The organism is Enterococcus sp. DIV0876 (genome assembly GCF_050529585.1).
GTDB lineage: Bacteria > Bacillota > Bacilli > Lactobacillales > Enterococcaceae > Enterococcus_D.
Genome location: NZ_CP172882.1, coordinates 626,415 through 648,020, shown reverse-complemented (window position 1 = coordinate 648,020; position 21,606 = coordinate 626,415). Strand labels below are relative to the sequence as shown.

Annotated in this window: 20 protein-coding genes and 1 tRNA gene; 6 read left to right on the top strand and 15 right to left on the bottom strand. The window is 41.4% G+C overall.

Annotated elements, in window-relative coordinates:
- Positions 1–41: 41 nt before the first annotated feature.
- The 10 genes from IGI41_RS03045 to IGI41_RS03000 form a co-directional block, all read right to left on the bottom strand.
- Positions 42–1,469, bottom strand: coding sequence for a 6-phospho-beta-glucosidase (locus IGI41_RS03045; RefSeq protein WP_430611258.1), 1,428 nt, complete (start codon positions 1,467–1,469; stop codon positions 42–44).
- 23 nt (positions 1,470–1,492) lie between these two features.
- Positions 1,493–2,788, bottom strand: a complete 1,296-nt coding sequence (locus tag IGI41_RS03040) for a PTS sugar transporter subunit IIC (protein WP_430611257.1) — start codon at positions 2,786–2,788, stop codon at positions 1,493–1,495.
- Between the two features lie 147 nt (positions 2,789–2,935).
- Positions 2,936–3,682, bottom strand: coding sequence for a MurR/RpiR family transcriptional regulator (locus IGI41_RS03035; protein WP_430611256.1), 747 nt, complete (start codon positions 3,680–3,682; stop codon positions 2,936–2,938).
- A 36-nt stretch (positions 3,683–3,718) separates the two neighbouring features.
- Entirely contained in the window at positions 3,719–4,525 is an 807-nt protein-coding gene (locus tag IGI41_RS03030) for an MBL fold metallo-hydrolase (RefSeq protein ID WP_430612699.1), read from the bottom strand.
- A 58-nt stretch (positions 4,526–4,583) separates the two neighbouring features.
- Entirely contained in the window at positions 4,584–5,438 is an 855-nt protein-coding gene (locus tag IGI41_RS03025; RefSeq protein WP_430611255.1) for a two-component system regulatory protein YycI, read from the bottom strand.
- On the bottom strand, positions 5,439–6,749 hold the full coding sequence (locus IGI41_RS03020) for a YycH family regulatory protein (protein WP_430611254.1): 1,311 nt from the start codon (positions 6,747–6,749) through the stop codon (positions 5,439–5,441).
- Positions 6,746–8,587 carry a cell wall metabolism sensor histidine kinase WalK gene (gene walK, locus IGI41_RS03015; RefSeq protein WP_430611253.1) on the bottom strand — a complete coding sequence of 614 codons (1,842 nt, stop codon included), beginning with the start codon at positions 8,585–8,587 and terminating at the stop codon, positions 6,746–6,748. Before walK ends, IGI41_RS03020 begins: the two co-directional genes overlap by 4 nt.
- 3 nt (positions 8,588–8,590) lie before the next feature.
- The gene (gene yycF, locus IGI41_RS03010; RefSeq protein WP_430611252.1) at positions 8,591–9,295 is read right to left on the bottom strand and encodes a response regulator YycF; all 705 of its coding nucleotides are present in this window, start codon (positions 9,293–9,295) and stop codon (positions 8,591–8,593) included.
- A 145-nt stretch (positions 9,296–9,440) separates the two neighbouring features.
- On the bottom strand, positions 9,441–10,301 hold the full coding sequence (locus IGI41_RS03005) for a DegV family protein (RefSeq protein WP_430611251.1): 861 nt from the start codon (positions 10,299–10,301) through the stop codon (positions 9,441–9,443).
- Positions 10,294–10,860: a DUF1836 domain-containing protein gene (locus IGI41_RS03000; RefSeq protein ID WP_430611250.1), complete on the bottom strand. Its 567-nt coding sequence runs from the start codon at positions 10,858–10,860 to the stop codon at positions 10,294–10,296. Before IGI41_RS03000 ends, IGI41_RS03005 begins: the two co-directional genes overlap by 8 nt.
- Positions 10,861–11,122: 262 nt before the next feature.
- Here IGI41_RS03000 and IGI41_RS02995 point away from each other — a divergent pair.
- The 3 genes from IGI41_RS02995 (at position 11,123) to IGI41_RS02985 (ending at position 13,075) form a co-directional block, all read left to right on the top strand.
- Positions 11,123–11,195, top strand: a tRNA-Lys gene (locus IGI41_RS02995).
- A 178-nt stretch (positions 11,196–11,373) separates the two neighbouring features.
- A complete protein-coding gene (locus IGI41_RS02990) occupies positions 11,374–11,676 on the top strand; it encodes an ArsR/SmtB family transcription factor (RefSeq protein WP_430611249.1) in 303 nt (100 codons plus the stop codon).
- A gap of 211 nt (positions 11,677–11,887) precedes the next feature.
- Positions 11,888–13,075 (top strand): NADH-dependent flavin oxidoreductase, encoded by a 1,188-nt coding sequence (locus IGI41_RS02985; RefSeq protein WP_430611248.1) that lies wholly within the window; start codon positions 11,888–11,890, stop codon positions 13,073–13,075.
- Between the two features lie 88 nt (positions 13,076–13,163).
- Here IGI41_RS02985 and IGI41_RS02980 read toward each other — a convergent pair whose 3' ends face one another.
- Positions 13,164–13,697 carry a phenolic acid decarboxylase gene (locus IGI41_RS02980; protein ID WP_430611247.1) on the bottom strand — a complete coding sequence of 178 codons (534 nt, stop codon included), beginning with the start codon at positions 13,695–13,697 and terminating at the stop codon, positions 13,164–13,166.
- A gap of 101 nt (positions 13,698–13,798) precedes the next feature.
- Between IGI41_RS02980 and IGI41_RS02975 the strand changes: the two genes are divergently transcribed.
- A complete protein-coding gene (locus IGI41_RS02975; protein ID WP_430611246.1) occupies positions 13,799–14,344 on the top strand; it encodes a PadR family transcriptional regulator in 546 nt (181 codons plus the stop codon).
- Between the two features lie 84 nt (positions 14,345–14,428).
- On the opposite strand, the gene IGI41_RS02970 is transcribed toward IGI41_RS02975, so the two are convergent.
- The 4 genes from IGI41_RS02970 to IGI41_RS02955 all read right to left on the bottom strand — a co-directional run bounded on the left by IGI41_RS02970 (position 14,429) and on the right by IGI41_RS02955 (position 18,734).
- On the bottom strand, positions 14,429–15,709 hold the full coding sequence (locus tag IGI41_RS02970) for a CapA family protein (protein WP_430611245.1): 1,281 nt from the start codon (positions 15,707–15,709) through the stop codon (positions 14,429–14,431).
- Between the two features lie 243 nt (positions 15,710–15,952).
- Positions 15,953–16,096, bottom strand: coding sequence for a FeoB-associated Cys-rich membrane protein (locus IGI41_RS02965; protein ID WP_430611244.1), 144 nt, complete (start codon positions 16,094–16,096; stop codon positions 15,953–15,955).
- Positions 16,090–18,231: a ferrous iron transport protein B gene (feoB, locus tag IGI41_RS02960; RefSeq protein ID WP_430612697.1), complete on the bottom strand. Its 2,142-nt coding sequence runs from the start codon at positions 18,229–18,231 to the stop codon at positions 16,090–16,092. Before feoB ends, IGI41_RS02965 begins: the two co-directional genes overlap by 7 nt.
- 32 nt (positions 18,232–18,263) lie before the next feature.
- Positions 18,264–18,734: a ferrous iron transport protein A gene (locus IGI41_RS02955; protein WP_430611243.1), complete on the bottom strand. Its 471-nt coding sequence runs from the start codon at positions 18,732–18,734 to the stop codon at positions 18,264–18,266.
- 358 nt (positions 18,735–19,092) lie between these two features.
- Here IGI41_RS02955 and nrdH point away from each other — a divergent pair, with 358 nt between their 5' ends.
- On the top strand, positions 19,093–19,317 hold the full coding sequence (gene nrdH / locus IGI41_RS02950; protein WP_054117135.1) for a glutaredoxin-like protein NrdH: 225 nt from the start codon (positions 19,093–19,095) through the stop codon (positions 19,315–19,317).
- Positions 19,318–19,414: 97 nt separating this feature from the next.
- The gene (nrdE, locus tag IGI41_RS02945) at positions 19,415–21,574 is read left to right on the top strand and encodes a class 1b ribonucleoside-diphosphate reductase subunit alpha (RefSeq protein WP_430611242.1); all 2,160 of its coding nucleotides are present in this window, start codon (positions 19,415–19,417) and stop codon (positions 21,572–21,574) included.
- The last annotated feature ends 32 nt before the right edge of the window (positions 21,575–21,606 follow it).

Here is a 21,606-nt window from a genome sequence, read left to right as displayed (position 1 = left end):
CAAGCGTTGCGCATTTTTTGCGCAACGCTTGTTTGTTTAAACTACAATTTCTCACCATTACTCGCGATCACTTGTTTATACCAAGCAAACGAATCTTTTTTGCTTCGTGCTAGTGTACCGTTGCCTTCATTATCTTTATCCACATAAATGACACCATATCTTTTTTTCATCTCTCCAGTTCCTGCCGAAACGAGATCAATGATTCCCCACGGTGTATATCCAAGTAAATCAACGCCATCATACATCACAGCTTCTTTCATCGTCTCAATATGCGCTTTTAGATAGTCCACGCGATAGGAATCATGGATTTGGCCATTTTCCAGCTGGTCAACAGCCCCAAACCCGTTTTCAACGATAAATAGCGGCAACTCATAACGTTCATTGAACCAATTCATTGCATAACGCAGCCCGATTGGATCTATTTGCCAGCCCCATTCTGATGCTTTCACATGAGGATTGACCACTAAATCTTGGCTTTCATCATAATCATAGGTAGGATCATTGGCTTTGCCCTTTACTGCAAAGGACATATAGTAACTAAAGCCAATATAATCTACGCAACCTTCTGATAAGGCGCGTTTATCCGCTTCAGTCATATCAAGATCAAACTGCTTTCTTTCAAAGTAACTCAGTAAATACTTAGGATAATGTCCGCGTACATGCACATCTGAAAACCAATAACGTCTTTGCATAGCCACGGTCGCTGCCATGATATCTTTGGGATCACAAGAATAAGGATAAATCGGACACATGGCAATCATTGCGCCTATTTGAAAGTCTGGATTGATTTGGTGGCCTAATTTCACGGCTTTTGCACTAGCAACCAACTCATAATGCGCTGCTTGATACATCACTTTTTCCCGATCTTCACCTTCTGTAAAACGTAAACCAGAGTTGGTGAAGGGTGCGAAATCTTCTTTAAAATTTGCTTGGTTATTTATTTCGTTAAATGTCATCCAATATTTGACTTTGTCTTTATATCGTTTGAAACAGACCTCCGCAAACTGAACAAACAAGTCAATCAATCTGCGATTGCGCCAACCACCGTATTGCGTGACAAGATGATAAGGCATTTCAAAATGAGACAACGTGATCACGGGTTCAATGCCATACTTTAAGCATTCATCAAATAAATCATCATAAAATTTCAAGCCCGCTTCATTTGGTGTCGATTCATCACCATTCGGAAAAATTCTGGTCCATGCGATGGATGTTCTAAAACACTTCAACCCTAGTTCGGCAAAAAGTTTGATATCTTCTGGATAGCGATGATAAAAATCGATTGCTTGATGATTGGGATAAATTTCCCCTTCTTTGATGCCATCTGTTATTTGCCGAGGAATGCCATTACCGCCAACGGTCATGACATCTGCAACACTGATCCCTTTGCCCCCTTCTTGATAACCGCCTTCTAATTGATGGGCAGCAACAGCGCCGCCCCATAAAAAATCTTCTCGCAATGTATTCATATCAAACGTGCCTACTTTCTTATTTATTTCACCGTTTCTGTTTCTTGTTTGAAGTTCAAGCTGTCTACTTTACGTACAAATGGATAGTAAATAAAGAAGCCGATCGCCAAAACTACAAATTGTAAGATAGCTGTTCTGATGCCTCCAACCAAAAATCCTGAGATGATCGGTGGTGTTGTCCAAGGTACTTGTACCGCAGTGAAGAGTGGCACCAACCCTGTATACAAGGAGAAGTACGTCACCACACCAGAAACCACGGGTGTCAAGATAAATGGTATGACCATGATCGGGTTCATGACGATTGGTGTAGCAAAGATGATTGGCTCATTGATATTAAAGAATGCTGGAATCATAGACAACCGGCCTAACTGTTTGAACTGCGCTGATTTTGCAAAAGCAATCATGTATAGAACAATCCCAATCGTCATTCCTGCCCCTGTAACAGTCATAAATTGATCCAAAAATTGTTGCGTTACGATATGGCCGCCATTGGCTAATGTCAATTCCTTGCCTGATTCAAGAATTGCCGTATTCGCTAAGGAATTGGCTTGCAAAATGGGACCCATGATTCCCCCAACGATCGTAGATCCATGTACCCCAAAGAACCACAAAAACGGTACAAGAAATCCTAACATCAATGCCCCGCCTAGCGAGTCCGTCACACCTTGCATCGGACTTTGGATCACATCATAGATCCATTCTACGACAGTCGTATTAAACACTTTATCAAAGAAGATATAAATCACTAAAGCCACCGTTGTCAAAACAGCTGCTGGAATAAGTGCGGTAAATGAATTCGCTACGTTCGTAGGAACTTGTTTAGGTAGTTTGATACGAATATCTCTTTTCAAGAACCATGTGTAACCCCAGCCAACAAACAACCCCACTAAGATGGCGCTGATCATCCCTTGGCCGCCTGTCCAAGTTTTATCAATAATATTACTGATCGTCACACCAGATTCAGCATCCGTAACACTTGATTCCATCGTTAATAAGAAGATGACCAACCCGATCATTCCTGCAGGAAGGCCTTCAAAACCTTCTGCTTTGACATAAGAATAGGCGATCCCCATCACTGCAAAGAAAGCCATAATTGCAAATGATGCACCATACGCCTGATTAAAATATGCCCCTAAGCCGCTATTTGTTACCCAGTCAGCAATCGATTGAACGGGGAAATTTGCTAATAATAAGAAAATAGAGCCAACAATAGAAAAAGGCATCGTATAAAGCATCCCATTACGTAAAGCAGTTATCGCTTTGGTATTCACAAATTTTAAAACGGGAGGCAATACTTTATCATTGATCCAATCATTCATCAAAATCACTCCTATAAAATTAATCACGATTACCGGCCGGTGAATTCGCTTACATATTTATCATAGCTTACCATGGGTGATTTTTATACCTGCCAGCGTTCCTTAGAAACAAATTCCAACAAAAAAAACAGCCGTAGCTGTTTTTTGTTATTGATTCTGCAACAATCGATGTACTTGATGTGCCAAAAGCTCAATCAATGTGATGACCGGCACTTGCGTCGTTAAGTTCAAATACTCTTCTTCTGCCCCATTGACGACTGGCATATAATACGACAAATTGTAATCAGCAATTTGTGCTATGGTTGATTTTTCATCATTTGTAATACTCAAGACCTTCGCTCCATAGCGTTTAAAATCTTCTGCCTGCTTGATCATTTGCGTCGTTTCGCCTGAAACAGATAAGATAATAGCCAATGTATTTTCCATTCCTCTGGGAGGGACAGGTATAAAAGGATCAACGATGCTGTACGCATTGATACCAAGATTCGCAAAATAGCGACTGCCATACGTGCCTAGAATACCACTTGTCCCAATACCAGAAAAGGCAACATGCCTTGCAGCGACGATCATGGCCACAGCAGGTTCCACGAACTCTCTATAATTGACATTGTTGACTTTTTTTAAAAACATATCTACTTGGATCGTGGCATCATAAAATAATTCAAAGGCGTTCGTTTCTTGTGCTTTCTTTTGACGAATCGCATATTTAAGTTCAGCGTAACCATCATATCCCAACTTATTGATGCTTCTTAAGATAGTCGAAGTAGAAACATGACACCTCTGAGATAATCCACGAATCGTTAATTGATCGATTTCATCAAAATACTGCACAATATAATTATAGACACTCATTTCCAATTCATTTAAAGTTTTGATTTTTTCTGCATCAAACACTTATGGTTCCTCCAATATGAATGGAATCAAAATTAGTTACACACCAAACAAAGCAGTCGCTTTATCCGGATCTGTATCATAGACTTCAAAAGTTTCCCCTACACCTAAATCATGTTCTTTCATCGTGTTGACCATCGTTAAATGAGCCAATTCTTTCAAGTTGTTTTCTTTACTTAAATGACCTAGATACACGCGTTTGGTATTGTCGGTCAAAATGTCGGTCATCACCAAAGCACCGTCTTCATTGGATAGATGGCCGCGGTCACCCAAAATCCTTTGTTTCAAGCTCCATGGATAAGAGCCCATCCGCAACATTTCAAGATCATGGTTGCTTTCGACCAAGTAAGCATCCGCACCTTTGATGATGCCGCGCACATGATCACTGCAATAACCGGTATCTGTCAACATCACAAATGATTTGCCATCTTTATAAAAACGATAAAACTGCGGTGCAGCGGCATCATGGGAAACGCCAAAGCTCTCAATATCGATATCCCCCATCGTTAGGACTTTGCCCATTTCAAAAATATGCTTTTGTTCCACAGCCACATTGCCGATCATTGGGTCCATGGCCTGCCAAGTTTTCGTATTGGCATAGACATCCAATTTGTATTTCCGTGCCAGCACACCTACCCCATGGATATGGTCACGATGTTCATGGGTCACAAGGATCGCATCTAGGTCTTCTGGTTTACGCCCAACTTCACCTAATAATGAAGTGATTTTTTTGCCGCTCAATCCTGCATCGACTAGAATTCGTTTTTTATCGGTTTCGATATAAAGTGAATTTCCCGAACTGCCGCTGGCGAGAATACTTACTTGAAAGGCATTTTCTTCCTTCATCATGGTTTGCTTTACTTCCTCTCTGGTTGTTTCAACGTTTTCCATTATACCTATTTCTTTACGGATTTTCTACTTTTTGTACTGCATTATTTGTGATGATCCGATTGCTGAAGGCATTGACGGTCTCGATTTGGGTCGTGTCATCATTATCTGATTTAAATGCGACGAACCAAGCTGGGATATACACATTTTTGTCTCTGACTTTCAAGATCATCGTATAGGCCAGCTCGGTCCACAAAATCGTGGAATGACTAGGTAATTTGTTATTCAAGTATAATGTATTGACGGCTTCTTTTTCTGAGTACACTGTCATCTTTTCCCTTAGTGGAGTGATCGATGAAATATGGGTTTGACTATACTTGGTAATCTGTAACAGATTGTCGGTCTTTTCCAATGTAATATCCATCCGACTAGAACTATCGTTAAAAGGAATACCTTCATATGATTGGGCGGCAACAACCGCAGGATGTGCACCATCAAGGACAGATAGATTGCTGATATACTGATATTCATCGCCGTATAAGACTTGATCTTCTCGTTTTAAATAGCCATTGACAGTTTCTTCTGCTTGCGCATCATCGCTGATATAAAAACCGCCAGAAGACACATGGGTCAGTTGTTGTCCTTTGACTGTGGATTCACCCGCCAAGTCATTATCAGCCTTCGCTGCTCGTAATGCTGCGTTCATATCTGTCTGTTCGCCACTTAAGTAGTACCCATTTAATGTTTCATCCGACAGTTCCCCTGAAAAACGAATATCTTCGGTTTCTAATCGCTGTTCAATGGGGATCGTCTGATTCGATTGCGAAACATTTTGCTGCTCACTGCGGGCCTCACTATACACATTGAACAGAAACACATTCAATCCCAAAAAGGCAAGGAAAAAAATCCATTCGATTCGTTTGAAATCCAATTAGTTCTCCTCCCTTTCTGTCAGTTTCCCCATCAAACTATCATAACTGATCCATTGAGAATCATAATTGACATACCACGCAGGGGTTAGATTGACTAATGGTGCATCTTTGATTTCACCCCACTGATAACCGATAATAATTTGCGCCAATTTATCATCCTCTGCCCCAGCAGCTAGCAATTTCTGCTTGATCGCTAGGCTCGAGGGCAACTCAACTTCTGTTTCTGATGGGATCGGCACTTGGATGGCATTCAAGCTAGCTGAAATAGCCATTTCACGGCTCCCAGTCTGACCGCTATCAGAAAATGCCACTTTGATCACACCTTGCGACCCACTGCTAAATACTGGATACCCCTCAACAAAGACCCGATATTCCAAATGTTTGTCTTGCTGATCGAAGTACCGGATCGTACCAAAATTATTGCCTAATCGCGTAATATAATCCGCACTCAGCATCGCCAAATCAGCTTCTTCTGATTCCGCGATCGTTGTTTCAAATTTGACGAGTTGCTGGTCTTGAAGCACCGTCATATTTTGTCCACCTTCATAGTAATAGGTATCGACACTGTCATCATTGATTTTGACGTCTTTCGGATAGTCGAAAAAGGCTTCTCTAAATAAATTTTGCGATTGCGTCGAAGAATAATAACTATACTTCTTCAATTTGATTGTGTCTTGCGTATAAAACTGATTGCTATCTTGTTCCTCATCTTCTTGCATCGCTGTCCACTCTCGTGGATTGTCTGCTAACAGACCTTTCACTTCCGTTTTGTTCCAATCGATCGTCCCTTCTATGACGCGCTGATTGTCCAAATCAATAAATTGGATCGTATCTGCTGCTACATCAAATTGAATACGGTCAAAAGGCAAGTCAGTGCCTGCTTCTTTATTGGCAAACGATAGATCCATTTCAAATGTTTCTTCATAATCTTTTAAGTAAAAGGGTGTGTAATAGTTCAATGCGATCCCTTGGGACAAAGAGATTGCTTTTGCAAAGTTCGTTTCATCTTCATACGTAGTGACAACTAGGTCACTGATGGACGCTTGATCGATTTTGCCTTGGATCTCACGAATCAGGGTTTCAGAATTGGTTTCTTTGATTTCGTTGTCTTCTCGCCAAGTCAGGTAGAGAGGCAAAAACAAGTCGCTCTTTTGTTTGTACGTTTGGACAGATGGATTGACGGTCGTATCGGCATCGTCTGTCACACTACTGTGGCCTGTCGGGTTGAGCCAAATCATATAGGAGAAATAAAAACTCAAAGCGATCATTAAGATCAAGCCAACACGGATGACTTTTTCGGAGATTCTCATACCCACCAATCCTCCTCATACGGTTCATACGGCAACATGATATAAAAAGTTGATCCGCGATGTTCACGACTTTCTGCCCAAATCGCCCCACCGTGTGATTTGATGACTTCTCGAGAAATCGCTAATCCCAGCCCTGTTCCGCCTTGTTGTCGCGCCCGCGCCTTATCGACACGGTAGAAACGATCAAAGATTTTTGTCAGATCTTTTTTCGGAATACCTAGTCCTTGGTCATTGATACTCAACACGATATTGTTATGGGTTTCCATCAGCTTAACAGTAATAATGCCACCGTCTGGTGAATATTTGATGGCATTATTCATAATATTATCGATTACTTGGATCATTTTGTCAGTATCGACTTCGACCCAAAGCTCTCTCTTAGTGAACTCACGACGAATCAAATATTTTTTACTTTCATTGGTCACCATCATATCAAAGCGGTCCAAGACGAAATTGACCAACTCATTGAAATTGATGTACTCCAATTGCAGTTGTGCATTCCCGCTATCCATTCTTGACAGACTTAACAAATCATTGATCATACGGATCATTCTATCCGTTTCGTCTAGCGTTACTTTCAAAAAATTGGGCGCAATTTCCGGGTCTTTCCAAGCGCCTTCGCTCAACGCTTCGATGTAACTGCGCATACTCGTTAATGGTGTACGCAACTCATGAGAAACATTTGAAACGAATTCACGTCTTTCTTGCTCGTTTTGCTCTTGTTCCGTCACGTCATGCATCACGGCGACCAATCCAGATATAAAGCCAGATTCACGACGGATCATTGAAAAATCGATCCGCAATATCAAGTTGGATCCGATCGAATCGTTACTAGGTCGCTCGATCAGCATTTCTTCTGGACTTTCCAACAATTTGCGCAAGGTGTACTCTTCATCGATTTGCAGCAAAGTCAATATCGATTGTCCTACTGCATCTTCTGTTGTCACATTCAACAATGACATGGCCATCTCGTTGATCGTAATGACTTTCCCTCGTCGATCGGTCGCCACGACGCCGTCAGTCATATGAGACAATACACTGTCTAAACGATTACGTTCGGATTCCATCGCTTCTTGGGTCTCTTCGATTCGTTCCCCTAATTGATTGAAGGTTTCTGCCAATTGTCCTAGCTCATCTTTCCCATGAACGGCAACTTTCCGACTATAATCTCCCTTGGCAATACGGATCGCTTGTTCCCGCATTTCGCCGATTGGTTGGGTGATGGAACGCGACACCAATAATGCGACAACGATCGAGATCACTGCGGCGATCAATGAAGCAGTCACAAAAATCAACGCTGTCGTACTGACCTCGCTATATTTGGCTTCTAGATTGCTGCGCAAATACAAGGTACCTAAAACAGCATCACCGGTCGGGGATTGAATGGATTGAACAATGTTGAAAACCCGTTGTCCGCTAGATTCATCGTATAACACTTCACTACGATTGGTATCATAATCCCGATAGTCATTCTTTTCACCAACAGAACCGCGGTCATTGATATTCGTGGTAGCACGGATGATCCCTTGTTCATCTACCACCCGCATTTCCAAGATTTCAGACGAATTAGTACTGGTCAAGATTCGGTTCAAAGAAGTATTCATGGAGTCCCAATCAAGGCCATTTTCGGAGTCCAATCGACTCAATTCAGAACCCAGTGTCACCACTAAAGTACTCGCACGTGCCTCCATGTCGCGTTTGAAGGCATCGACGGTTGTCTTTTCCAGTTCACGAATAAAATACGCCCCGATAATCTGGATCGCAATCAATAGGATCAAGATAAATGTCAGGGCGATTTTGAAGTTCACTGATTGAAAAAAGCGAACTTTATTTTTCATCTCTTATTCCTGTTCTGGATTTCGCAAATAATAGCCTACTCCGCGACGAGTCACTAGGTAATTTGGATGACTTGGACTATCTTCGATTTTTTCTCGTAATCGGCGTACAGTTACATCGACTGTTCGCACATCACCGAAGTAATCATAACCCCATACAGTTTGTAATAAATGTTCTCGCGTCATGACTTGACCGAGGTGTTTGGCTAAATAATGCATCAGTTCAAATTCACGGTGCGTCAGTTCAATCGCGCTACCATTTTTGGTCACCATATACGCTTCTGGATGAATCGTCAAATCACCGATCGTCAATTCTGCATTTGGCGCATCTTCGGCTTCTTTTGCTGAAGATGAACCTCTTCGCAAGTTGGCTTTCACACGCGCGACCAATTCCCGGTTTGAGAATGGTTTTGTCACATAATCGTCAGCACCTAATTCAAGCCCTAACACTTTATCGATTTCAGAATCTTTGGCTGTTACCATAATGATCGGCATGTCATGGGTTTTGCGGACCTCTCGTGCGACTTCTAAGCCATCCATTTTTGGCAGCATCAAATCTAAAATCATTAAATCTGGATCGACTTCTGCAACTTGTTCCAGTGCTTCTTCGCCATCATACGCAGTATATACTTCATATCCCTCTTTGGTTAAATTAAACTTGACGATATCTGAGATTGGTTTCTCATCGTCTACGACTAGGATCTTTTTCAAAAATGTCACCTCAATTTTTTTTGGTTTCTTTTCTATTATACATGATTTGTTTGTGCTTTTCATCTTTACCAAAACCTAACAGCCGTTTCTTAAGGAAACTAAAATAAAAGAGAAGGACCAGAAGCCCTTCTCTTTCGTATCGTATTTAGTCTTCTAACAGTTGTACACCAATTCCTAATAATCCTGGTCCTGTATGCACGACTAATGCCGGTGAGATTTGTCCAAATAAAATTTCTTTGACTTTCGGAAACTCCGCCTCTAATCGGGTTTTCATTTCTTTGGCTTCTTGCAGCGCATCTCCTTGCGCTACCGCTAAACGTACATGGGGATGATCTCCAACGAATTGTTTGATCAATTCAACAGTTTTTTCCAAACTCTTTTTCCGACCACGGGATTTGGCGACTGTATGGTAAATGCCTTCTTCATTACAAGAGATGATTGGATTTAATTTCAACGCATTCCCTAAAATCGATGCCACAAGACCGATCCGACCACCTTTTTGCAAGTATTCCAGTGTCGCTACATTGAATAATACTTTATTCCGCGGGACTTCATTGGTCAGTTGGGTCTTTAACTGCATCCAATCCGCACCATCGCTTAACAATTCAGCTGCCCGAATTGCTTGTAAACCCGCACCGATTCCGATGTTCTTGGTATCTAAAACAAATACCTCTAAATCTGTGCGCTGTTCTCCAAGAAGGCGAACCACATTAAAGGTGCCACTCAAGCCGCTGGATATCGTTACGGCAAAAACCTTCTCAAAACCATCTGCTTTGATTTGATCAAATATCGCACCGATTGCTTCACCATCAGGGAGTGATGTACTGGGGATTTCTTGCGGCAAGCGGGCATAAATTTCTTCTGCACTGATATCGATTTTATCCGTGTAAGTGCGGTCTTTATAAATAATTTGTAATGGCAGCATATACATTCCATACTGTTCCATAATATCTGCAGGTACATCTGTTCCTGAATCAACTAACAAGGCAACTTTATCTTTATTCATGTGCTTCTCCTTTGTGGGTGTCTAAATATGTTTGTTCTAAGGCAATCATTTTTTCTGCCAGTAGTTTATTTGCAAAAGATCGTGTAGCACCTTTGATAGCAATCAACTCGATGGCGATTGGCTGTGTTTCTTTTTGTTCAGGTGCGCCTGCCGCTTCTTGTCCTACGACACGAATGGCTTTCTCCTGTTCTTCACAAAACAAATTATAGGCATTGCGAATACCGACTACTTTGCCTTGGAATAATATGCCCGTTTTGATTTCGGGAATCGTCAAGACTTGTTTCAGCATAGTGATTGCAATCAAAAATGCCAAATGTTTTTGGTTGTATCGCTTTTTTTCTGGGGCGGGAATCATGCCTTTTTTCACATAGTTATTGACCATTGAAGACGTCAACAAGGGATGTTTTCCGGCTTGGATAACAGGTGATAAATATTGGTCGATCAAGGTGATCACTTGATCCATATATAATTTGAGCGTTGGCAATTCATCCCAGCGTGGGAGGTGGAATGTTGCGATTGATTCTCCCCATTTTTTTATTTCTAATTCTACATTTTCCATTGGGTCCTCCATTTTAAACAACAGCACTTAAAATTATCATAAACCAATCATCTAGTTTTGATAACTAGATACAGTTTAACATGTTTTTTGGTGATTTTAAAGATGTATCGTTTTTTTTGGCTTCTTTTTAAGAAGATCGATCTATTTCTTAAGGATTGTCTATTTTAGTTGCTCTCTGATTTCAAAACATCCCTACATTTTTTTAAAACAACGATTGATTTTTTAGAGATGGAGTGCTAAGATAATGAAGTAATTTTGTTATGGGCCGTTAGCTCAGTTGGTAGAGCAGCTGACTCTTAATCAGCGGGTCGCGGGTTCGAGCCCCTCACGGCCCATTGGGTGCCAAACCCACGAGACTAGTACACTCTTGGCGCTTTCGAGCGTTTCGAAAAGAGTGTGCGTAGTCTCATTTTTTTTGCCGTGGGTAGGAAAAATAGCAATGCCATTATAAATAATGACGAATGCGTATCGCTATTCCTTTACATATCGATAAAATTAGATATAATCAAATCTATGGAAAATATAGATATTTTTAAAGCGTTAGCGAATGAACATCGCCTGCAGATTCTTTATTGGTTAAAAAATCCCACGGACTATTTTGTCCATGAAACAACTGTCGATATGGAAGAAATTGGTGTCTGTGTGGGAGAAATCCAAAGAAAACTTGGCTTGACCCAATCCACCACCTCCCACTACTTATCCGTGTTGCAAAAAGCCAATTTATTGACTGCAACAAGAATTGGTAAATGGACATATTATCGTCGAAATGAAACAACACTTTCTGAATTAAGTGCCTTCATCCAGTCAGAATTGTAAGTAACATGTGTTAAGGTCTGCTTGACCTTCGCTATCTTTTTATTCGTACTGGCTTGGTGGCGTTTTTTATCCATACATATCGAGAAAATCAGATATGTAGTTTTGATTGGTGATGTCCGCTTACTTCTCTTTAGCATTTTATCTATTATGGTTTCATCCGCATTTTTTTCGCACCATCGTTTTTATCACTAAAAAAGGAGAGCAAACAAAGATGACCAAAAAACTAACTAATCCAATCAAATTAAGAAATGGTGCCGTATTAAACAACCGAATCGTGATGTCGCCGATGCAGACCCATTCTGGTATGCGTAACGGTTTTGCCTCTGAAGATACTGTTGCTTACTATGCTGCCCGCTCACAAGCAGCTGGTATGTTGATCACTGAATTTCATTATGTGAGTCAAAATGGAGGCCCTTCTTATGTACCGGGATATCCTGAACAGCTTGCTGCCTATTCTGATGCACATATCAGCGGATTGACGAAAATAGCCCGTGCATTGAAGAAAGATGGCAATAAAGCAATCTTGCAAATTCACCATGGCGGCAGAGCAGCTATCGGTCAAGCAATCAGCGGTCAAGATGTAGTTGCCCCAAGCGCTCTTGATTTTCCCTTCTTAGATTATCCTGTTCGGGCACTGACAGATGAGGAAATCAGAGCAATCATCATTGATTTTGGACAGGCAACAAAACGAGCCATCGCTGCTGGTTTTGACGGTGTCGAAATCCATGGTGCCAATCACTATTTGCTGCAGCAATTCTTTTCACAATGGTCCAATCAACGAACAGATGAATGGGGCGGCGATTTACAAAAACGAATGGCTTTCCCTTTGGCAGTCGTGAAAGAAGTCAAACGAGTAGTCGCCGAAGAAAACGCTGCTGATTTTATCGTCGGCTATCGCATCAGCCCAGATGAGATCCATGGAGATAATGTTGGCTATACCTATCAAGAGTCGACCCAACTAGTTGCTGAAATCGTCAAACATGACCTCGATTATATCCACCTTTCTTTATGGGGCGGTTACGGCTCAAGTCCAAGTGGCGTCGATGCTTCTTATGCCTCATTATTCAAAGAGGTATTAGATGATCAAACCAAACTGCTCATCGTCGGTGGTGTCTTTGATGAAGAAAGTGCCGATGATGCTGTTGCCCAATACTCAGATTTGATTGCAGTAGGACGTGGGACCCTCGTTGATCCTCAGTTTGCCAAGAAAATCGTTGCAGGCAATGGTGCAGCCATTCTCCACGAAGTCTCTCCAGAAACAATAGACTATGTTCAATGGACACCAGGTTTGAAAGAAGCCTTCACACGGGAAGATTCATTGGGATTGCCTCCTCTACCAGGAGGAGAATCGATTCGTTCATTGCATACCGGTCGATTCGACATGTACCGTAAAGCATAATAGGTTTCTCATGATACAAATAAATGCAGGCGACCAACACTGACGCGTTGATAGCCTGCATTCTTGTTTATTTATGATTCATCATCGATTATTTGTTGATTTTGCGGTAGTTTTCGTCGAAGTAACGGCCTTCGCGGATATCACTTGGCATACCTTCATATGGTTCTTCACTGATGACATCTTCATTATCGATACCAGCATCTCCCATATATGTGATTGCTGCAAATTCAGGAACGACCAATTTAGGATACGTTTCGTATTTTTCGCGGGCAGCTTCCATTTCAGCAATATGTTCATTTTGGAATGTAACAGTGATTTCTGGATGTTCTTCTACCCATTTAGGGAAGAAAATCGTACCATGTAGTTTCTTTTCATTTGGCATAAAATCTAAAGCGACATCTGTACCAGTAGGTTCTGTCCAAGTGATTTTGAAGACACCATCTGTTAATTTCACCATGTCAACTGCTTGATCTTTGACCCAACGGCCTTTGACCATCCCACCATGGATACGGTAATCAACAGTATGGTCATTTTTTGCATACCATTCATATTCCCAACCATTATCATATGTGTAAATAAAATGTGTGCCGATAAAATCTTCTAAATCTTTGAATTGTTTCATGCCGAAGCATCTCCTTTTTGTTAATCATGTAATAATTTACATGTTTTTGATTACAGACTTATGATATAATGAGATGCGACATTTGTCAAGGAGGAAGTTTTGTGGCACGAAAAAATACATTACGCTATATATTATTAGGTTTACTAAGTAAAAAAAAGATGTCCGGTTACGATTTGCGACAATCATTCAAAAATGAAATCGGTGAATTCTGGCAGGCTCAACATAGTCAAATTTATCCAGAGTTAGCAAAAATGGAAGCCAGCGGATTGATCACCCATGCCATCAAAATTTCAGGCGAAAAGCTTGAAAAGAAGATATATCAATTATCTCCGGCTGGTGAAATGGCGTTAAAAGAATGGATCCATACTGCAACGGATGAACTACCGGTCAATCGAGATGAATTTGTTTTGAAACTGTTTTTCATCAGCGATATCCACGATCCTGCATTGATTGAGATCGTTCAACAACAGCTTGATCTGCATGAAGCCAAGCGCCATCATTTGGTCGCCCGAGAACGCGCATTGTTTCCTACAGATGCAGCCAAAGAGGCAAATTATGGCCATTATTTGATTCTTGCCCATGCGATCAATCGGGAGACAGAGTATACAAGTTGGTTGCAAGATGTGTTGGCAAAGATCACCACATAAACGCATCCACACATCTTTTTCTTTTACGAACATACACAATGAAAAACGGCGAACCGCTGAGTCTTGCGGTTCGCCGTTTTTACATTATTCCCACTGCAAATCCAAATGTGCCAACATTTCTTTATAAGCCGTTTCGATCCGTTGCTGGGTTTCTCCATCCACTTTCGTTTCATTTTTCCCACCTGCTATATAATCTTCTGCCAAGACGACTTGAAAATCATATGCTTGTACCGTGCCAAATTCCCAATCGTTATAGGTACGTCCTTCAATCGGTACCTTTGATACCCACGTTGGATGAAGCGTGACATTGCTTAAAAAAGTACGTCCATCTTCTTTGGTGACTTCAACTTCAGGAATCACACCGCGTTCGGTCCAATAATTGCCAGAAATGGTTTCATAGCGTTGATTCGACAGTAGATTCCCCATTGAATAGATAATGAACTTCTTTTCTCCCTCTTTTTCAATGATTTCAGTTGGTTGTGCCACATGAGGATGACCGCCAAAAATAATATCAGCCCCCGCATCCACCATTTTCCGATACACGCTTTGCTGCTCTTCGGAAGGCTGCAGTGCATATTCCACGCCAGATTGTGGCATAATAATCGTTATATCGGCTAGCTGCTCGGCTTCCTTGATATCTGCTTCTAATTGATCCAACGATAGATCATTCAAATACTGCGCTCGATCCGATTGGCTTAACTGATCTTCTAGACCATTAAAGCCATAGGCATACGCCAACATTGCCACCTTGATCCCATTCACTTCTTTCACCAAAATGCCTGAATCATCCACATTGACGCCTATCGTGTCCAATCCAACATCATGAAATGCCTGTGCGGTTGATTTCAATCCATCGATGCCGGTGTCTAGAATATGATTATGGGCCAAATCAATGACATCAAATCCTGCATCTTTGATACTATCTACCACATTCGGCGGTGCATTGAATAGAGGGAACCCACCAAGTTCTGTTTCTGGATTGATCGTTCCCTCAAAATCGCCGAGGGCAAGATCTGCGCCTGAGATCAACTCTTTGATTGCGGAATAGTCATTGTCAAAATCGTACTTTTCGCCATCATAAGCACTCATGTACAATGGCCGATGATACAACATATCGCCACTTGCTGTGATGGTGATTTTTTGGCTTTCAGGTTCTTGAGATTGGCTGGTTTCAGTGATAGACTCTGATGTGTTTGTTGCAATTTCTTCTGTTTGGTTTTCAGGTAATAGTTGATCGCTGAGCATCACACCAAAACCAATCCCTGCGCCTGCTATCAATACCCCAGCCACCACGCCAATAGTACGTCTCCTTATTTTCTTTTGTCTGTTTAATCGTCGTTGCAACCGCAATTTGATTCCCTCCAACCTGTCATCTTCTGGTGATTTGATTTCCGATCTGCGTGTCTTTGCCGCTTTGCTGCAGCATCAAAATAAAAGTGCGTGTATTTTTGTCGTTCGACAAGTCTCCACCGTCTTTTTCTGTCTATTATTTACTATTTATATAAAAAATTATACTAAAGATGCCTCTGCTTTAACAGCAAGAATTTGACAAAAGTAAAAAAGAGTAGATAATCACTTATCTACTCTACAAGATTCTATTTTGATCCATCACGCTTGGTGATTCTTTTGGGTTTCTTCTTTCACTGAACAGGCACAATGACAATCCGAGCAGCTGTTTTTTTGGCACATGTTATAGACAACTCTAGCTGCATAGCCAAATATCAGTGAACCAATGATGATCGTCGCTACCATTCGTTTCCTCCTATCACTTGTATCGGGCCATGTGCCTTTTGACTAGGCTTTTTAACGAGCGCAAAAATCAAAACGCAGATGACCACAACAGCCAAAAGTGTTGCAATCGTTAGATGGCCCCCTTCAAAAAAGACGTGACCTAGCTGATAAACAACAAAACTTGCACAATAAGCCAAACCGCACTGATAACCGATAGCCAACCAAGTCCATTTGCTGTCCCCCATCTCTCGATGAATCGCACCGATGGCAGCAAAACATGGCGCACACAATAAGTTAAAAATCAAAAATGAGTAAGCAGCCACTGCGGTATAATCATTTCTCAGTAATTGCCAAATTTCGTTCCCGCTTTCTGACATATCCCCTGTTTGACCATATAGTATACCAAATGTGCCAATCACATTTTCTTTGGCGATCAACCCAGTGATCGTCGCCACTGTGCCGCGCCAAGTGCCCCAGCCTAAAGGTGCAAAAATCGGGGCTGCTAATCGACCGGCAAACGCCAAGATACTTTGATCTTCAGCTACCCTAGTCAATGTAAAGTCATAACTTGAGGCAAACCAAATGAAAATACACGCAACAAAGATGATCGTTCCTGCCTTTTTGACAAAGGCAATCCCTCGGTCACAGGCGCTTTTTAAGACCGTTGTCAGTTGCGGCAAATGATAGGCTGGCAACTCCATAATAAAGGGCGCTGGGTCACCCGCAAACAGCGCAGTTTTTTTCAAAGCGATCCCTGATAAAACAATTGCGCCCATGCCGATAAAATAAGCCGATGGTGCAACCCATGTACTGCCTGGAAAGAAGGCACCTGAAATCAAAGCGATGATCGGCAATTTTGCAGAACAAGGCATAAAGGTCGTCACCATGACGGTCAAGCGGCGATCTTTTTGATTCTCGATCGTCCGACTTGCCATCACACCAGGTACGCCACAACCAGTGGCAATCAACATCGGAATAAACGATTTCCCAGATAAGCCAAATTTACGGAATAAACGGTCCATCACAAATGCGATACGCGCCATATAGCCGCAATCTTCTAAAATAGCCAAACAGAAGAACAATACAAATATCTGCGGCAAGAAACCCAGCACTGCACCGACACCTGCGACAATACCGTCTTGGATCAATTCTTGCAGCCATTGCGCCACATGCAATTGGTTCATAACCTGATCTAGTGCATCAGGAATCCATGTCCCGAACAAGACGTCATTGACCCAATCAGTCCCCATCGTTCCGACCGTTTGGATCGACAAATAATAGATCAACCACATAAAGAATGCGAATATTGGCAATGCCAGCACACGATGGGTCAATAAATGATCGATTTTGTCACTCATAGACAAGCGCTGATCGTCTTCTCTAATAACCGATAAAGACAATAATCCCTCAATAAACCCATAGCGTTCATTGACCAAAATCGCATCACTGCTTTCTTTGAAAATCATCTCTGCAATTGCGATCGTTTCAGCTACTTCTTTTTGCTGGGCTTCAGTAAGTTCAAGGGTTTCTGTGATCAATAGATCTTTTTCGAACAACTTGATTGCCAGCCACCGTCTTTTTTCCTCGGATAATTCAGGGGGTAACAGAAGGCCAATTTCAGCCAAAGCCGCTTCCAGACGAGAATCATACCTTAGGACTTCTGATGGTTGTTTCGCAGATTGTTTGGCAGCCGTAATCATTTTATCCATTCCTTGCTGTTTCAAGGCACTGATTTTCACAACAGGTACCCCTAAACCGTAAGCCAATTTATCAATGTTTAACTGAATCCCTTTCTTCTTCAATAAATCACTCATATTGATGGCTACCACCAAAGGCAAGCCCATCTCCAGCAATTGCAGCGTAAGATATAAATTTCGTTCCAGATTGGTCCCATCCACAATGTTCAAGACCGAATCAATAACGGCTTCTTGCAAGTAATTACGGGAGATGACTTCTTCTGGCGTATATGGTGATAAAGAATAGATCCCCGGCAAATCTTGAATCGTGATCTGTGCATCCTTCTTATATTTTCCTGACTTGCGCTCAACGGTCACGCCGGGCCAATTTCCAACCGTCTGTTTGGCGCCTGTCAACTGATTAAAGGTACTCGTTTTGCCACTATTGGGATTGCCGACCAATGCAAATTGTTGCTTCATCTGTTGCTTCATCTGTTGCTTCATCTGTTGCTTCATCTGCCGCTTCCTCCTTTTTCAACAAGGACATGGGCTGCCTCTTCTTTGCGTAATGACAATTCATAGCCCCGGACACGAATCTCGATTGGATCGCCTAAAGGTGCCAATTTTACGACTTTTACTGGCACATTCTTGGTCAACCCCATATCCATCAAGCGTCGCCGCAAAGCACCAATTGCCGCAATATTGGCAACATTTGCTTCCTCACCGATTGCCAATTGATCTAAAGATGTGATTTGTCTGCTTTTGGTCGTTGGTATGACATCGATTTGCCGCATCACTGATTCATCGAGTGCGATGCGATTATTCTGATACATGAGGATGCCCCCTTGCTGGTTCTTTTGTAAAATCAGCACATCTGTTCCAACACGTAAGCCCAAATCATTTAAATGGGCAGTGACTTGTTTTGTTGTATGGATCGATTCGATGCGATAGGTGTAAGAGGCTTGCGTTTGCGCCATTTCCATTAAAAATCGCTCCTTATTTTGACTATTTGTGTGAATACGTACAGGTTAATTGAGAATGATTATCATTATAATAGAGCGATTTTATGGGAAAGTCAACGGAATCTCCAGGTTATATTGATATTCACTTCACAATCAAATTTTTTTTTAATCATTTTAACTGTATATCTTTTTGGATCGATTGCGATAAATGGCGATTCGATAATATCTAGGGTCGAATATGCGCTGTATAAAAAACATGATAACACTATAAATAGTGTATGTGATTTTCACAAGCACAATATATAGTGTTTTTTCGTTGACTTTCTCCGTGACTTATTTATACTAGGTTTATAAAGAAATTCACTCGGAGGTATGTCTCATGAATATTAAATTATTTTCCAAAAACAACTGTATGCAATGCAAAATGGCAAAACGCTTTTTGAGCGAAAATCAAATTGCTTTTGAAGAAGTCAACATCGATAACGAACCAGAAGCATTGGAATTCTTGAAAGAACAAGGCTTCCAAAGTGTTCCTGTCATTACATCTGACGCACAAACAATTATCGGTTTCCGTCCAGATCAATTACGTCAATTGGCGAGCTAAGATTTGTCTCAATTCGCTGTTTTTTGAGGGATTTGTCAGTCGTAAGACCGCAAATCCTTTTTTATACGTATAAAATAAGAAAAGAGGTTAGCCCGTTATGAGCTTGAAAGAAATCAAAGACGTTAGCTATTTCAAATTAAACAATGAAATCAATCGTCCCATCGACGGTCAAATTCCATTGAATAAAGATAAAGAAGCATTAGCTGCGTTCTTCAAAGAAAATGTTGAACCCAACACACGCACTTTTGCCACTGCTATGGACAAAATTAATTATTTGATTGAAAACGACTACTTAGAAGAAGCGTTTATCCGTAAATATGATCCCGCGTTTATCGAAAGACTGTATCAATTCTTGGATGAGCAGCATTTTACCTTTAAATCATTTATGGCAGCTTATAAATTTTATTCTCAATATGCTTTGAAAACCAACGATGGCACTGCCTATTTAGAACGTTATGAAGACCGGGTCGCATTTAATGCATTATACTTTGCAGACGGCAATGAAGAATTGGCATTGAGCTTAGCGGACGAAATGATCTATCAACGCTACCAACCGGCAACCCCATCATTCTTGAATGCTGGTCGCAAACGCCGTGGTGAATTGGTTTCTTGTTTCTTGATTCAGATCACAGATGACATGAATGCGATTGGCCGTGGAATCAATTCGGCTTTGCAATTATCGCGTATTGGCGGTGGCGTGGGCATCACTCTTTCAAACTTACGTGAAGCTGGCGCACCAATCAAAGGCTACGAAGGGGCTGCGAGCGGTGTGATGCCTGTTATGAAATTGTTTGAAGATAGTTTTAGTTACTCCAACCAATTGGGTCAACGCCAAGGTGCAGGTGTCGTTTACTTGAATGTCTTTCATCCTGACATCATCAGCTTCTTGTCAGCAAAAAAAGAAAATGCGGACGAAAAAATTCGTGTGAAGACATTGTCACTTGGTGTGATCGTTCCTGATAAGTTTTATGAACTGACCCGTAAAAATGAAGAAATGTATCTATTCAGCCCTTATAGCGTTGAAAAAGAATACGGCGTGCCGTTCTCATATGTCGACATTACTGAAGAATATGAGAATCTAGTTGCCAATCCACGGATTCGCAAAACCAAAATTCGCGCCCGTGATTTAGAAAACGAAATTTCTAAATTACAACAAGAATCTGGTTATCCTTACATCATCAATATTGATACTGCAAACCGGGCAAACCCAATCGATGGCAAAATCATCATGAGTAACTTGTGTTCTGAGATTCTACAAGTACAAGCCCCTTCTGAAATTAACGGCAAACAAGAATATGATGTACTGGGCACGGATATTAGTTGTAACTTAGGGTCTACCAATATCGTGAACTTGATGGATAGCCCTGACTTTGGCCGCTCTGTCAAAGCAATGACACGGGCACTAACTTTCGTGACGGACGCTTCAGATATCGATGTTGTTCCTTCTATTCAAAATGGCAATGCCTTGAATCATACGATTGGTTTAGGTGCGATGGGCTTGCATACCTATTTTGCCAAAAATCACATGGAGTATGGTTCTCCAGAGTCGATTGAATTTACCGATCTTTACTTCATGCTCCTTAACTATTGGACATTGGTTGAAAGTAACGCGATTGCTAAAGAAAAAGGTGAAGTGTTCCATAACTTTGAAAAATCAGCTTATGCAGATGGCAGCTATTTTACAGATTACATCGAAGGTTCTTATGAACCAAAATCTGAAAAAGTCAAATCCTTGTTTGAAGGTATCTTCTTGCCAACTGGTGAAGACTGGGCAGCATTGGCACAAGCCGTCAAAGAAACTGGCTTGTACCATCAAAATCGCTTAGCCGTAGCACCTAATGGGTCTATTTCTTATATCAATGACACAAGTGCCAGCATTCATCCAATCACTCGGATGATTGAAGAGCGTCAAGAAAAGAAAATCGGGAAAATATATTACCCTGCCCCTTATCTTAGCAATGATACGATCGGCTACTACCAATCCGCCTACGATATGGATATGCGCAAAGTGATCGATGTTTATGCCACTGCACAAAAACACGTTGATCAAGGGATGAGCATGACTTTGTTTATGCGTTCTGATATTCCAGAAGGTTTGTATGAATGGAAAGAAACCACGAAACAAACCACCCGTGATTTGAATATTTTGCGTCACTATGCGTTCCACAAAGGGATCAAATCGATTTATTATGTACGGACCTTTACCGACGATGCAGAAGAAATCGGCAGCAATCAATGCGAAAGCTGTGTCATTTGATCATTCATTAAGCACAGCGATCCGCCAGCCGT